General features: G+C 40.6%; 14 protein-coding genes. 5 read left to right on the top strand and 9 right to left on the bottom strand.

The annotated features are described in order from the left end of the window. Window positions 1–43 precede the first annotated feature (43 nt). From KSX81_RS08440 to KSX81_RS08455, 4 genes are all read right to left on the bottom strand, one after another. The gene (locus tag KSX81_RS08440; RefSeq protein WP_004307024.1) at window positions 44–529 is read right to left on the bottom strand and encodes a cold shock domain-containing protein; all 486 of its coding nucleotides are present in this window, start codon (window positions 527–529) and stop codon (window positions 44–46) included. 53 nt (window positions 530–582) lie between these two features. After that, complete coding sequence (locus tag KSX81_RS08445; RefSeq protein WP_004296138.1) at window positions 583–1,707, bottom strand: DEAD/DEAH box helicase; 1,125 nt, start codon at window positions 1,705–1,707, stop codon at window positions 583–585. A gap of 89 nt (window positions 1,708–1,796) precedes the next feature. Further along, window positions 1,797–2,870, bottom strand: coding sequence for an NAD(P)H-dependent flavin oxidoreductase (locus KSX81_RS08450; RefSeq protein WP_004296139.1), 1,074 nt, complete (start codon window positions 2,868–2,870; stop codon window positions 1,797–1,799). Window positions 2,871–3,241: 371 nt separating this feature from the next. Beyond that, window positions 3,242–3,541 (bottom strand): RNA recognition motif domain-containing protein, encoded by a 300-nt coding sequence (locus tag KSX81_RS08455; protein ID WP_004296140.1) that lies wholly within the window; start codon window positions 3,539–3,541, stop codon window positions 3,242–3,244. A gap of 315 nt (window positions 3,542–3,856) precedes the next feature. Here KSX81_RS08455 and ung point away from each other — a divergent pair, with 315 nt between their 5' ends. Continuing rightward, complete coding sequence (ung, locus tag KSX81_RS08460) at window positions 3,857–4,519, top strand: uracil-DNA glycosylase (RefSeq protein WP_217725818.1); 663 nt, start codon at window positions 3,857–3,859, stop codon at window positions 4,517–4,519. 47 nt (window positions 4,520–4,566) lie between these two features. Beyond that, on the top strand, window positions 4,567–5,340 hold the full coding sequence (locus KSX81_RS08465; protein ID WP_008649894.1) for a LuxR C-terminal-related transcriptional regulator: 774 nt from the start codon (window positions 4,567–4,569) through the stop codon (window positions 5,338–5,340). 38 nt (window positions 5,341–5,378) lie between these two features. Here the strand turns inward: KSX81_RS08465 and KSX81_RS08470 are convergent, their stop codons facing one another. After that, entirely contained in the window at window positions 5,379–5,963 is a 585-nt protein-coding gene (locus KSX81_RS08470) for a phosphoglycerate mutase family protein (protein ID WP_149965246.1), read from the bottom strand. Window positions 5,964–6,101: 138 nt separating this feature from the next. Between KSX81_RS08470 and KSX81_RS08475 the strand changes: the two genes are divergently transcribed. Then, window positions 6,102–8,165, top strand: a complete 2,064-nt coding sequence (locus tag KSX81_RS08475) for a HelD family protein (RefSeq protein ID WP_217725817.1) — start codon at window positions 6,102–6,104, stop codon at window positions 8,163–8,165. A gap of 101 nt (window positions 8,166–8,266) precedes the next feature. Here KSX81_RS08475 and KSX81_RS08480 read toward each other — a convergent pair whose 3' ends face one another. The 4 genes from KSX81_RS08480 to KSX81_RS08495 form a co-directional block, all read right to left on the bottom strand. Further along, complete coding sequence (locus tag KSX81_RS08480) at window positions 8,267–9,823, bottom strand: ATP-binding protein (RefSeq protein ID WP_217725816.1); 1,557 nt, start codon at window positions 9,821–9,823, stop codon at window positions 8,267–8,269. Window positions 9,824–9,971: 148 nt separating this feature from the next. Continuing rightward, window positions 9,972–10,892 carry an N-acetylmuramoyl-L-alanine amidase gene (locus tag KSX81_RS08485; protein WP_217725815.1) on the bottom strand — a complete coding sequence of 307 codons (921 nt, stop codon included), beginning with the start codon at window positions 10,890–10,892 and terminating at the stop codon, window positions 9,972–9,974. Between the two features lie 30 nt (window positions 10,893–10,922). Continuing rightward, window positions 10,923–11,273, bottom strand: a complete 351-nt coding sequence (locus KSX81_RS08490; protein WP_008649883.1) for a hypothetical protein — start codon at window positions 11,271–11,273, stop codon at window positions 10,923–10,925. Window positions 11,274–11,360: 87 nt separating this feature from the next. Continuing rightward, complete coding sequence (locus KSX81_RS08495) at window positions 11,361–11,879, bottom strand: HU family DNA-binding protein (protein ID WP_004296149.1); 519 nt, start codon at window positions 11,877–11,879, stop codon at window positions 11,361–11,363. Window positions 11,880–12,401: 522 nt separating this feature from the next. Here KSX81_RS08495 and KSX81_RS08500 point away from each other — a divergent pair. Then, complete coding sequence (locus KSX81_RS08500; RefSeq protein ID WP_217725814.1) at window positions 12,402–12,974, top strand: hypothetical protein; 573 nt, start codon at window positions 12,402–12,404, stop codon at window positions 12,972–12,974. Further along, window positions 12,971–13,840 carry a nucleotidyl transferase AbiEii/AbiGii toxin family protein gene (locus tag KSX81_RS08505; protein ID WP_217725813.1) on the top strand — a complete coding sequence of 290 codons (870 nt, stop codon included), beginning with the start codon at window positions 12,971–12,973 and terminating at the stop codon, window positions 13,838–13,840. Before KSX81_RS08500 ends, KSX81_RS08505 begins: the two co-directional genes overlap by 4 nt. The last annotated feature ends 277 nt before the right edge of the window (window positions 13,841–14,117 follow it).

The following is a 14,117-nucleotide window of genomic DNA, read 5'->3' on the forward strand; positions in this document are numbered from 1 at the left end:
TATTTTGTTTTTTATTTTACACACAAGCAGAATATACACTTCCCTATACAGGTTTAGATTGAGCTAAATCTTCCGATGTAGATTTGTTTTCCAAAGAGATATTGATCGCATTCATGCCTTTCACTCCACGCTCAAGGTCAAATGTTACGATATTATTTTCTGCAATATTGCCAATGACATTGTTCACATGAAAAAAGTATTTCTCAACACCTGAAAGGTCTTTAATAAAGCCAAATCCTCTTGACTCATTAAAAAACTCAACCCGTCCTCTCAAAATCGTCGGCTCCTCTTCTTCCTTTTTAGGAGTTGCTATAATTATTTCATCCGGATTAATTTCTTCCTTCTTTATATCCTCTGTCGGAGGAGTCGAAGTTATCATTCCGTTCTCATCTACATAGGCAATCATATCCTCAAAGCTATTTGAGCTGCCCGATAATTTCTTGCTTTCTTTCTTTTTCAGTTTTTCTTCTCGTTTAGCGAGTCTTTTCTTTTCATTTTCACGTTTACCAACTGTCATGGATTTTGCCATAGAATTTATATTTAGTTTTATATTAATTTTAAAGAGATTGTTATTTGTTGATTTCAAATAGTATAACTGGCTTTATTCAGCTTCTTACCCGTCAGTTTCTGAATATCATTAACGAGTTTACGCTCTTCCTGCGAGCAGAATGTCAGTGCTGTCCCTGTATTCCCGGCTCTTCCGGTACGTCCGATACGATGCACATACGTTTCCGGCACATCAGGAAGATCATAGTTGATAACTAAAGGAAGTTCGTTAATATCGATACCTCTGGCTGCAATATCAGTAGCCACCATCACACGTGTTTTGCCCGACTTGAAATTGCCCAAAGCCAACTGCCGCGCTGCCTGACTTTTATTTCCATGAATCGCCTGGCTACCAATTCCCGCCTTGCCCAGTATCTTTACGATCTTATCAGCATTATGCTTCGTACGTGAAAATACCAACACCGACTGATCTTCTGATTTTTGCAAAATCGAAACCAGTAAAAGACTCTTTTCCTTTTTCTCTACGAAATAAACCATCTGTTCAATAGCATCCACAGTCGATGATTTCGGAGTTATGCTGATTCGTACAGGATTCTTCAACAAAGAATTCGTTAAAGAAATAATTGTATCAGGCATTGTAGCGGAGAAGAATAAAGTCTGTTTTTCTTTCGGAAGTTTTGGTAATATCCGCTTGATATCATGAATAAATCCCATATCAAGCATACGGTCTGCTTCATCAAGTACAAAATATTGTATCTTATCCAGATGGATATGTCCCTGATTCATCAAGTCAAGCAAACGTCCCGGTGTAGCAACCAGGATATCAATTCCTTTGTGTAACATGTCAACTTGAGGACGTTGATTTACTCCGCCAAAAATAACCCCATGCCGCACTTGGGTATATTTGGCATAATCATTAATGCATTCACTTATTTGCAAGGCAAGTTCACGGGTGGGCGTCAAAATCAACGCTTTAATCCCCCGGCACTTGGCTGCCTCTTTATTCATTTGCAAATGTTGTATAATGGGAATAGCAAACGAAGCAGTTTTACCTGTTCCCGTTTGCGCACAGCCTAATATATCTCTTTTTGCTAATGCAGCCGGAATTGCCTCTCCCTGAATGGGAGTGGGCACTGCATATCCTTTTTCTTCAATAGCTTTTAAAATCGGTTCGGTTATATTTAATTCTTTAAATGTCATAATTGTTATTTTTGCTGTATCAAAACAGCTATTAATTTATATTGTAAAGGGACTGACAAACTCCATCATGGGAATGAAAATCCCGTAGGTTAAGCCAGTTTATGGGTTGCCAAGAAAAACTCGCGCTCCAGTGTACTCATTACTTCTTTTACACTACTGATTTTTTCAGCGAGAAAAGCATTGCTACCGGCAAAAGCATAGCCTTTTTTCATATTTCCTTTGGCTGCATTATATAAAGCCTTAATAATGCAATAAGGGCTTTTTGTATAATCACATGTTTTGATACAATGGAATGAGCAACTCTTAGGCCTCTCCAGTCCACTATTCACATTGTGAATAAATTCCCCGTCAATAGCTCGTCCTGGCATTCCCACAGGACTTTCAATAATAAGAACATCTTCGGACTTGGAGTGAATATATACTTCCTTGAACGTCTCGGACGCGTCACATTCCTGGGTGGTAACAAATATACTTCCCATTTGTACCCCTGCAGCTCCCAGTTCCATAAAATGTGCAATATCTTCACCTGTCGAAATGCCGCCGGCGGCAATCACCGGAATCTGTTTCTGTTCTTTATAGCTGGATGCAATCATTACCACTTCCGGAATCAAAGCTTCCAAAGCATAATGCTGATCCTGTAATTGTTCTTTTTTGAATCCTAAATGTCCACCGGCTTTAGGCCCCTCCACCACGATTGCATCGGGCAGATAATTATAGTTCTTCTGCCATTTATCGCAGATGATTTTGGCTGCTCGTGAAGAAGATACAATAGGCACTAGCTTGGTTGTACTCTCCGGAGTCAGATATGAAGGCAGGTCGAGTGGAAGCCCGGCACCGGAAAATACCACATCAATCTTTTCCTCGATTGCGGTGCGCACCATATCCGCATAATTCGATAAAGCAACCATGACGTTTACGCCAATAATACCTTTTGTTTTCGCACGTGCTTTCCGGATTTCCTCTTTCAGCCCGTTAATACATTTTTCAGGATAAGTACCTTTCCCTTTGGGGTATAACAAACCTAAACCTGCGCATGATATAACGCCTACTCCTCCTTCGTTTGCTACTGCCGAAGCCAAACCCGAGAGCGAGATACCTACTCCCATTCCACCTTGTATTACAGGTGTTTTTATCTCAATATTTCCTATAAAGAATGATTTCATATGTTTTATTTTGCTTTAGAGCAATTGAACAAGATAAACAGTGTGAGCACACTTTATTCAAGCGCTCAAGATTGGCCCTGTCATTGACTATTTGCCTTGTTGGGTGTAATTTATTAAACCTTTACTCCTGACTTCTTCAAGAGTATTGTGTATTACAAAAAAGTCTAATAAATCTATTTTCAGAATGGAAAGTGCAGGAGTAGATATTCCTGATATTGCACAGAAAAAGAGCCAGAATTAGCAGAACTTAAATGTAATATGATTTTTTGTCTTCCCCTGTGTCAATCAGAAGATTCCTCCGTTGAATCATGAAACGGAAATAACTTATTAAATAAAAGCAGAAGATATTATCTTCTGCTTTTATTCGGATATTAATATCTTCTAGAGTTATTATAACCACCACGACCACCACCGTTAGACGGTCTTTCAGTACGAGGACGTGCCACGCTTACTGAAATAACTTTCTGGTCGTATTCAACTCCATTCAGTTCGTCAATTGCTTTTTGTCCTTCTGTATCATTCGGCATTTCTACGAAAGCAAATCCTCTGGATCTACCAGTTTCTCTGTCAAAAATTACTTTAGCTGAAGAAACTTCTCCAAACTCTGCAAATAAATTTGTTAAGTCAGCATCATTAGTGCCATAGCTTAAACCTGAAATGTAAATGTTCATTTAAAATTTTATTAAAATAAATACTAATTTGGAGTGAGGAGGATAATTAAAGACAAGGACTGCTTGCTAATAAAATATTATAAAGAAGAACTATACGATAATGATTCGTAACTCAAACTCTTGGTACAAAGGTAACACAATAAATCAGAATAATACATTTATACCCGTTCTTTTTCGGAAGAAAGACGATAATTATCATTTATTAGCACACAATTCATCCTAAATCGGCGAGATACACAATTTTGCCTATCATTCTTGATATTCTCTTGTAATATATCTACTTTTGCCATTACATAAATTATCAAGTCCCACTTTATGGATGTCAGAATAGAACCAAGTTGGAAACAACAATTACAAGAAGAATTTGACAAACCATACTTCGAAAAGTTGGTTTCATTCGTCAAAGATGAATACAAACGGGCACACGTCCTCCCTCTTGGACATCAGATTTTTCATATATTCAATTCCTGTCCCTTCGAAAAAGTAAAAGTAGTTATCCTTGGACAAGACCCCTATCCCAATCCCGGACAATATTATGGAGTCTGTTTTTCTGTACCTGATGGAGTAGCTATCCCTGGTTCACTAAGCAACATCTTCAAAGAAATACACCAAGATTTGGGAAAGCCAGTTCCAACTTCCGGTAATTTGGATCGTTGGGTAGCTCAAGGTGTATTCCCGCTAAACTCAGTTCTTACTGTACGTGCACACGAAACCGGTTCTCACCGAAATATGGGCTGGGAAATCTTCACAGACGCAGTTATCAGGAAACTAAGTGAAAAACGGGAGAATTTGATATTTATGCTTTGGGGAAGTTATGCGAAAGAGAAATTATCTTTGATAGATAGCAACAAACATCTGGTACTAACCACTGTTCATCCCTCTCCCCGCTCTGCCGAATATGGTTTCTTCGGTTGCAAGCACTTCAGCAAAGCCAATGCTTTCTTGCATAGTAAGGGAATAGAAGAAATTGACTGGTAAATAAATGATTTCTCAAAACAAACTATCAGTACCCAGAAACATTCGCCATGAATAAATCAAACGATATCACCCGAGAAGAAATGTGGGCCAAGCAATGCTTGTCTGCTACCGATATTGATTACGCCGTGTGGGAACGGGATAAATCCATACTTCACCAACTTTCAAAAATCTGTCACAACTGCACATTTGTTGTCGATGTTTACAAATGCAATTACACGTATGCATCCTCGAATTTCGTTGATTTGCTGGGGTATGACAGTCACAAGATAGAAACTTTGGAAAAGCAGGGAGATTATTTAGAATCACGTATTCATCCGGACGACCGTGCGCAACTGGCAGCATTACAGGTCACGTTAAGCCAGTTCATTTACAGTCTGCCTCTCGAACAGCGAAACGACTATTCCAACATTTACAGTTTCCGTATACTCAATGCCAAGCAGCAATATATACGCGTCACTAGCCGACATCAAGTTTTGGAACAAGACCGTAACGGCAAAGCATGGCTCGTAATAGGCAATATGGATATTTCACCCGACCAAAAACATTCCGAAACAGTAGACTGCACTGTCCTAAATCTGAAGAACGGGGAATTCTTCTCTCCTTCCTCTTTGCTAATGCCTTCTTCGCTCAACCTCACTAATCGGGAAATAGAGATATTACGGCTTATTCAAAAAGGGTTGTTAAGTAAAGAGATTGCAGACAAGCTATGTATCAGTATTCACACTGTCAATATTCACCGGCAGAACCTGTTACGCAAATTAGGTGTGCAAAATTCCATCGAAGCCATTCGTTTGGGACAGGAAACCGGACTACTAAGTTAATTAACCCATACGCACTTTTCCCGAAGCTACCAGTCTGTCTAAGGCATCCATTCCACCACACCCACCACCGGGTGCAATCTTCTCCATTCCTCAAATTCCGGATAACTACGTACACCATCCTGAATCACAGCTTGATAATACTCCACTCCCATAATCTTTTCCGTATCAGGCGTTTCGTATTTTAATTTCAGGATAGCCAGTCTCATTTCATCTGTCAATACCGCAGAAATGCGTTCGGCCACCCTTTCAAAATAGCCATCATAACGAGAGCCTTCTTGGATATGAATCATATCCATTTGCCAGAGTTCTCCTTCCATATCCTGATACCATGCATGCCACTCTATACACGCTTCTGCTGTATGTAATAAATTCGTATATTCAATCTTCTTTACGGACGTATTTTCCGCCAATTCAGCCATCGCCCGAAAGCTGGCAGACAAATCCAAAGGAGAAGTATAAATATGAAAATCAATATCCCGATGTTTCATCAATAATCCTGTACGCAACGAACCTACCAGATTCACTTTGGCACCCATCCCCTCCCATATCCGAACAATACGGGTATCCTCTATAATCTCCCAAGCTTTCTGCTGGTTACGTTTTGCCAATTCAAGAATATTCATCTTTTTCCTTATTAAGTAAGTATGCAAAAATAGGAAAAAGGATACATATATAGCTATAAATAACTATTTAATCCCTTGATGGGTTGAGCTAACTTTGTCCGCAAATTCAATTCTTCACCATACAACTAAAAAGAGACTATGATATTCAATCAAACAGAGAAACAGGAAAAAGAGTATTTACAGCAAGTCATAACCACTATCCATGATACGATTAACACTACCAGTACTTCCGTCAAAGAGCATATAGACACCCTGCAGGAGTACAAGGATTATCTATGGTCGAACAAAGATATTGATCCCCACGAAATCCGTTCCATGCGCGAAAGCATATTAAATCATTTTGCATTAGGTGAAAATGTAATTGACAAACGCAGGCGACTAAGCAAAATACTGGATATCCCCTATTTCGGACGAATCGACTTCCAGGAAAAGAAAGACAAAAGCCAAGTTAGTCCGATCTATATAGGAATACATACTTTCTATGACCTCAATCAAAAAAAGAATCTGATTTACGATTGGCGAGCTCCTATTTCAAGCATGTTCTACGATCATGAATTAGGCGAGGCGTTCTACTCCTCCCCGGCAGGCAAAATTAACGGGACGATCTCACTCAAACGCCAATATCGTATTCGCAAAGGAAAAATGGAGTACATGATTGAAAGTTCCATAACTGTTCATGACGATATTCTGCAAAAAGAACTATGTTCCAATGCCGACAATAAAATGAAAAATATCGTCACGACAATTCAGAGGGAACAGAATCAGATCATCCGTAATGAAAACGCTTCTGTACTTATTATACAAGGTGTTGCCGGTTCAGGAAAAACCTCTATCGCCCTCCATCGTATTGCCTACCTGCTTTATGCACAGAAAGGACAGATTTCTTCCAAAGACATATTAATCATCTCCCCCAATAAAGTATTTGCCGATTACATTTCTAATGTACTTCCGGAACTTGGCGAAGAAACCGTTCCCGAAACCAGCATGGAGCAAATTCTGTCGGATGTAATTGACAACAAATATAAACACCAGAATTTCTTCGAACAGGTGACGGAACTATTAGAAAACCCGACACCCGACTTTATCGAACGGATTCAATACAAAGCCTCCTTCGAGTTTATATCACTACTTGACAAATTCATCCTTTACATGGAAAACAACTATTTCAAAGCAACAGACGTAAAACTCACCAAATACATCACCATTCCTGCCGAATTTATTAACGAACAGTTCAAACGATTCCACCGCTATCCCATACGTCAACGATTTGAGACTATGACAGATTACATTCTGGAAATGATGCAACTACAATATAATCTCACAGTTAGCACTCCGGAGAAAAACCAACTAAAAAAAGAGATAAAAAAGATGTTCGCGGGAAATAACGTTCTCCAAATCTATAAAGACTTTTTTGAGTGGATCGGAAAACCGGAGATGTTCAAGACACGCAAAAACCGCATACTGGAGTATGCGGACTTAGCTCCTTTGGCTTATCTGCATATCGCATTAAATGGAAACAACGCTCAATCTTATGTCAAACACCTTCTGATAGACGAAATGCAAGACTATTCTCCCATACAATACAAAGTGATTCAAAAACTTTATCCGTGTCGAAAAACAATTCTTGGAGACGCTTCCCAATCCGTCAATCCTTATGGTTCTTCCACTGCCGATATGATTCATAAAGCATTTGTAACAGGAGAAATAATGAAACTTTGCAAAAGCTATCGTTCTACTTTTGAGATCACCAGTTTTGCACAAAAAATTCAACCGAACAATGAATTAGAACCGATTATGAGACATGGGGAACACCCCAAGATTCTTCCATTCAAAAATACAGAAGAAGAGATCCAAGGTATTGCGGATTTAGTAAACTCCTTCAGGAACTCCCATTATACCTCATTAGGGATTATCTGCAAAACAGAATCCCAAGCAAAAGAACTTGTTCAAAAGTTCCAGATATATGCAAACGACATCTCACTTTTGTCCAATCAAAGTTCTGCTTATGTAAAAGGGATTATCATCACTTCCGCCCATATGGCGAAAGGACTGGAATTTGACGAAGTAATCATTCCGCAAACAGATGATAAGAACTATCATTCCAATATTGACAAAAGTATGCTTTATGTGGCAGCCACAAGGGCTATGCACAAGCTAACTTTGACTTATTCTGTTTCTTCACCCAGTTGTCGGTTCCTGTAATAGAATATAACATCGAAAATTAAAAGAACTACCCGCAAAACAAGAGCCGCTTGAACAATCTCAAACGGCTCCGTAACTCCTTTAACAACATGGTTATCGAGCTAATACAACCACCGGTCTATATTCCTTTTTTCTGCACTGAACTCCACTCCAACTTTAACCAACTCACGCCCGTCTACCTGATAAGGTATCAGATAGCCTTTTTCATCAATCTGCTGCAAAGCCTGTTCGGCAGTACCATTCAGTTTAAATTCAAATACATAAATATACTTCGGAGTTTTCACCACTGCATCCGCCCGTCCGCGGGCACTACGAACCTCTGCTCCGGTAAATTGCCCCATCAGTTTGAAAACTAAATAAAATACAACCTGATAATGTCGTTCGGTCTTTTCATTCAGTTCATAAGGGAAATCTGCGAAGAAAGCCTGCAAGCGGGTAAGAAAAGCATCAACATCACCACTCTCCAATTCACGTACAAATTTACCAAGATAAAAACCCCGTTCATCATCTACCACTGATGTGTAATAAGGAACCAAAAAATCCATAAATCCATATCGTACTTCATCATTGGGAAATTTCAGCAGGTAGTTTCCAAAACGCTTGTCATACCCCTTTATAGTCAAATAGCCACTCTGATAAATCAACGGAATCGGATTATTAGCATCTACCCTGTATTCCATAAACGAAGAAGCATTGGCTTCTACCCCATCAATCAACGTACGCAAATCATACTCACTCTTTTTAAGCAGTTCGACTAAAAAAGTAGGAGTACCGGTTTGGAACCAATAGTTGCTAAACTTATACCCGTCAAAAACATTAAGCACACTGAATGGATTGAATACTCCTTCCGCAAACTCACAAAAATGATAGCCGTCATATAAAGCCGTCATCTTGTTCAATGTTTCTTCATAAGTCAGTTCATTCGTTTCTGCCAATCGATTCAGTTCAGGAATAAAAGTATCCTCCAATTCTTGTCGTGTAATACCACAAATCGTGGCATACTGCGGCTTCATACTGATATCATTCAGTTGATTCAAATCACTGAACACACTGACTTGCGCAAACTTAGTCACACCGGTAAGGAAAACAAAACGAAGATAACGGTCAGAACTTTTCAGTACACCATAGAAGGCCTTCAATGTCTTACGATAGTCATCAAGCAAAGCGTCATCACCCAATGCCTGCAACAAAGGTTTATCATATTCATCCACCAAGACTACGACTCCACGACCAGACTGTTCACAGGCTCGGCGAATTACACCCGCAAAACGTCCGGAGAGAGTTTCCTCATCCTCCCCTTTGCCATATTTCAGTTCCCATTGCGTCAACTGCCTGCTAAGAATTTCAACTAAAGCCTGGGGAGAATCATATTTTTCCGCGTTTAAATCCAAATGAAATACCGGATATGTCTTCCATTCCTTTTCCATATCAGCTATGGCCAACCCTTCAAATAATTCTTTCTTACCTTCGAAATAAGCTTCAAAAGTAGAAAGAAGAAGACTCTTGCCGAAACGGCGAGGGCGGCTCAAAAAATAAGGAGTCTCCGTTGAAGCAATTCTCCATACAAGAGCAGTCTTATCCACATAAAGATAATCTCCTTCACGAAGTTTCTCAAAAGTCTGTATTCCAATAGGAAGTTTACGTAATATCCCGTCCATGATTTTTCCTCTATTTTGATTATTCAAAGATACGCATTTCCATGGGAATACACATACAAACTCCACAAAAAAGTACACAGTTTCACAGACAGCACTACCATGACTCCATTTTTCATCAAAACTAACTTTGTACCAGACAAACAACATCTCACTTCCTCTTCACTTTGCAAATCCAACACACAATAACCAGAACCAGCAAAATAATTCCGTACCAATACCAACCTCCGGTTGTCCTATTAGTAGTTTTCTCAACTCCCGTTTTAGAAATCTCCTTCTTAGCACTCATATCCGACAAGCTCACAGACTGTAAATCTACTTCTTGAAGCAGTTGTTTCTCATTAACGTTTTTCCTATCCACCACAGTCTTTACCACCATCCCAGCCTTCAACCCAAGCGTATCCACAGGAAACACAAACAACACCTGCTCGATATGCTCCCCCACCACCTCCGAATCCTTTTCTGAAGCAACCTTATTTTTAACAAGACTTTTCCCGGAGCTACTATTTAAACTTGAATCAACCCTAACTTCACTCTCCCTGTTTATCACCTCTTTCTTACTCCTACATCCCGACAGCAATACAGGCACAACCAAAGCCACCACCAATACAAACAGTAACTCCCTCCCACTCCTCAAAAACTCCTTCACATCAAAACAGGGACAAGCCTTCACATATTCATAAGGTTCAATCACTCCGTCACCATTCAAATCCGGTGAAGTATCCCGATGTCCCAACACTTGGAGAATATTATATTCCCGCTGCAAATCGATAATAATCTGATAAAGTACCCGTTTTTGAGCATTCGTCCGGGTATCTGCCGGACGCCCGTTCTCATCCAATCCGCCGATATAACATATCCCGATACTCTGCTCATTCCAACCTTTACAATGAGCACCGGCCAAAGCGACATCCCGCCCCTTTTCCAATTTCCCATCCAAACGGATCACATAGTGATACCCGATACCGTTGAACCCACGTTCCCGGTGCCAACGGTCAATATCTGTGGCAGTAAAATCCTGCCCGGCTTTCGTAGCCGAACAATGTACTATGATAGAATCTATATTTCTCATGATAATTCATTATTAGTTCAAACGCACCAGTTAATAATCCGAAGGTGGCATACGCTTCACACACCCTCTAATCTCACACTTCTTCACTTCCGACTCCTTCTGTATCAACTCCACTTCATGACATTTATGTATCCAGTCAATCTTCTCTTCCTGCTCCTTGCGAAGTTCAATATAAAGCCCGTCTATCTTCTCGTCACGTTGAGTCAGCCGTTCTTCCAGCCAGTCCACCTTCTTACGGCGATTTTCTTCTTCCATACTGTTCACGGACGCTTCCTCTTTCCGTGCATCCGTCTTACGACAAGTGAGATACCTCACTAACCATTTCACTGCTTCCAAACCACCCATAGCGGTAATAAAAGCAAGGATTGTAGTTATTTGCATATTCAATCATTTTTACGTAGTTATAAAGAAAGAATGAGGCCGAAGCCCCATTCCATACAAACCAGACAGTTCTCAACGGCTCATGAATCAAGCAGCCGGATCCGGTGCTTCACCATTACCACCCGAACCACCATCCGGATCCGGAGTTTCACCCCCATCATCCGAACCGTCACCAACACTACCCAAATCATTAATATGATCCAAATCCTTGAACTTCAATCCATCCGAACGGGTAGTCGTCCCGGTAAACAGACGAATGTCCGAGTTAGCACGAAAACAGATACGAAGCCCTGAAATATTAGCGATCGTAAAATCTTCCGCCTTCTCCGTCCCTTTGCTTTGGGCAGAAAGGTAAAAATATCCCAGACCGGCGATATTCACCGAACGGCCACCCAGCAATGTCTTTCTCAATAACGTACGGAAATCCTTCAATACACTAATCGTTTCACCCTCGCTGACACCGGAAGCAGACGCAATCTCCTTTGCAAACTCATCCAACGTTGCACTCGTATCATACTGATAAGAAATCACCGGATACACTTTCTTTCCTGCTTCTTTATTTGTAGGGTCACACAGGCGAGACACCCTTCTAAATCTAATAGCCATACTACTTTTCTTTTTTAAATAAATACTGTTTTAATTATCACTTCGCTAACGTTAACGATGCAAAGATGCAGCATCTTCCACGGAGATGAAACGACACCTAATAACCTCATCAGAAAAGTACTAAAAAGCATTTCAGACATATACAACTGACATAGAGGAACTAAATAAACGACAAGAAAACGACGAAAAGCAGAAAAAAGCGACAAAACCGATAGCCGGGGGAGAATAATAAACAAACAAATATATTCAAACCAATAAATACCATACTAAAAAGCATGGAAAGTTTTAGGTGCTCAAGGCTATCAATAGCCAGATACCGCATATTGAAAGAGAGCAAACTGCAATTATACCAGTATATTGAAAGCAATGAAAACCAAGAATTGCCAAGATTGTTGCGAGATGATTCGGGCAAGATTGTCTGATATATGTTAATATTTCATGGCAAATAAGCATTTCCCGGTACAAACGCACTACAATCACAAATAAATGTAGTAGCTTTGTCCTAAAATAAAGAGTACAGGCATGAAAAGCAAGAGATATAATAACAGTTTTACCTCCTCTAGTATGGTAAAAGAAGAAGGTCGGACAGCCTATTATAAGCTGCTGGACAGTGTGCGTGACGGAGACACGGTACGCATCAAACGGGGCGTATATGCCACAGCCGAGCAGTTGGCGGACACGATGATAGATGTGGAAGCCATCATTCCAGGCGGTGTGCTGTGCCTTTTCTCCGCATGGAATGTGCATGGGCTCACCACCTCATTGCCTCAGGCATACCATGTGGCGGTAAAAAGAGGTCGCAAAATCACGCTTCCAACATTTCCCAAGATAGAGCTCCATCATATCACAGACACGATGTTTGACATAGGTGTCGAGGAACTGGTTGTAAGCGGTTACCACGTACATATATATAATAAAGAGCGATGCGTGTGCGATGCAGTGAAGTACCGCAACAAGATAGGCATGGATGTTTGTTCCGAAGTGGTGAATAACTACATTTCCCAGCCAGACAGAAATCTATCCCTGCTGATGGATTATGCCGACAAACTAAGAGTAAGACGAATCCTTGAACAGTATATTGCAATAAAACTATGAGTGAAATCAAAAATCCTGGAAAGTCCATCCGGACAAAGCTACTCAATGTAGCCAAGCAGAAGGATGTGTTCTACCAGACCATTCTGACCAGATATTTTCAGGAACGCCTATTGTACCGTATCTCACAGACTCATTACCGTGAGAACTTCTACCTGAAAGGTGGAGCACTGATGTATGCATACGAACGCTTTGCTGCACGTCCGACATTGGATATTGATTTTCTTGGCACGCATATCAGCAATGATGGCGAACGCATCGCCGAGGCGTTCCGTGAAATATGCGCCGTAGAGTGTGAGGAAGACGGAGTAAGGTTTGCTGCCGACAAGATTGCAGCACAGAACATCACCGAGTTCAAAGACTACCACGGTATCCGTCTAAGTATTCCGGCGACAATGGACACCATTGCCCAAGTGATGACAATGGACATTGGTTTTGGAGATGTGGTAACACCACATCCTGTATCATTAGATTACCCATTGTTATTAGAGGAACTGCCAGAAGCAAACATTCTTGCCTATTCCACTGAAACCGTGATTGCGGAGAAGATGCACGCCATCATAGACTTAGCTGACCAAAGCAGCCGGATGAAAGACTATTATGACATCTACCACCTGCTCACATCATTCAAATATGACAATACCATATTGCAGGAGGCTATCAACCGCACTTTCGAGAATCGTCATACTCTTTATAATGCAGATACGATGTTCTTCAGGAAAGACTTTCCCAACCATCCGCAGATGCAGTTACGATGGTCAGCATTTCTAAAAAAGGCAACTATCAAAAATAGCCTTTCATTCTCCGAGGTGGCACATTGGCTGCAAGAGGCTTTAATGCCATATTGGGAAGCCTATGGACGTATGTAATACTTCCGACCATTAATACATTATACAAAAAGAGTGCACCTTCTCCCCCACCGGGAAAAAGGTGCACCACACAAACAAAACAAACAATAGAGCGACCTTCACAGGCAGCGTAGAACCCATGATTCCATTTTTCCTATGCTACTATTATAAAAAGAAAAATGGCAGGGGCACGGATTCTCTTGGGGAAATGAGGCGCTTCACAGCGACATAAAGGATATAGGCCATTAAACTCATTTATTATACTATATGGGGAAAACCTACATCTTTTTCTATTCTC

It is taken from the genome of Bacteroides sp. MSK.18.37, assembly GCF_019129155.2.
Lineage (GTDB): Bacteria > Bacteroidota > Bacteroidia > Bacteroidales > Bacteroidaceae > Bacteroides > Bacteroides ovatus.

Excerpts from the sequence above, each read along its gene's own strand:
- KSX81_RS08505 (WP_217725813.1), top strand. The coding sequence starts at position 12,971 with ATGAGTGAAATCAAAAATCCTGGAAAGTCCATCCGGACAAAGCTACTC.
- KSX81_RS08485 (WP_217725815.1), bottom strand. The coding sequence starts at position 10,892 with ATGAGAAATATAGATTCTATCATAGTACATTGTTCGGCTACGAAAGCC.
- KSX81_RS08450 (WP_004296139.1), bottom strand. The coding sequence starts at position 2,870 with ATGAAATCATTCTTTATAGGAAATATTGAGATAAAAACACCTGTAATA.
- KSX81_RS08440 (WP_004307024.1), bottom strand. The coding sequence starts at position 529 with ATGGCAAAATCCATGACAGTTGGTAAACGTGAAAATGAAAAGAAAAGA.
- KSX81_RS08500 (WP_217725814.1), top strand. The coding sequence starts at position 12,402 with ATGAAAAGCAAGAGATATAATAACAGTTTTACCTCCTCTAGTATGGTA.
- ung (WP_217725818.1), top strand. The coding sequence starts at position 3,857 with ATGGATGTCAGAATAGAACCAAGTTGGAAACAACAATTACAAGAAGAA.
- KSX81_RS08445 (WP_004296138.1), bottom strand. The coding sequence starts at position 1,707 with ATGACATTTAAAGAATTAAATATAACCGAACCGATTTTAAAAGCTATT.
- KSX81_RS08455 (WP_004296140.1), bottom strand. The coding sequence starts at position 3,541 with ATGAACATTTACATTTCAGGTTTAAGCTATGGCACTAATGATGCTGAC.
- KSX81_RS08475 (WP_217725817.1), top strand. The coding sequence starts at position 6,102 with ATGATATTCAATCAAACAGAGAAACAGGAAAAAGAGTATTTACAGCAA.
- KSX81_RS08495 (WP_004296149.1), bottom strand. The coding sequence starts at position 11,879 with ATGGCTATTAGATTTAGAAGGGTGTCTCGCCTGTGTGACCCTACAAAT.
- KSX81_RS08480 (WP_217725816.1), bottom strand. The coding sequence starts at position 9,823 with ATGGACGGGATATTACGTAAACTTCCTATTGGAATACAGACTTTTGAG.
- KSX81_RS08465 (WP_008649894.1), top strand. The coding sequence starts at position 4,567 with ATGAATAAATCAAACGATATCACCCGAGAAGAAATGTGGGCCAAGCAA.
- KSX81_RS08470 (WP_149965246.1), bottom strand. The coding sequence starts at position 5,963 with ATGAATATTCTTGAATTGGCAAAACGTAACCAGCAGAAAGCTTGGGAG.
- KSX81_RS08490 (WP_008649883.1), bottom strand. The coding sequence starts at position 11,273 with ATGCAAATAACTACAATCCTTGCTTTTATTACCGCTATGGGTGGTTTG.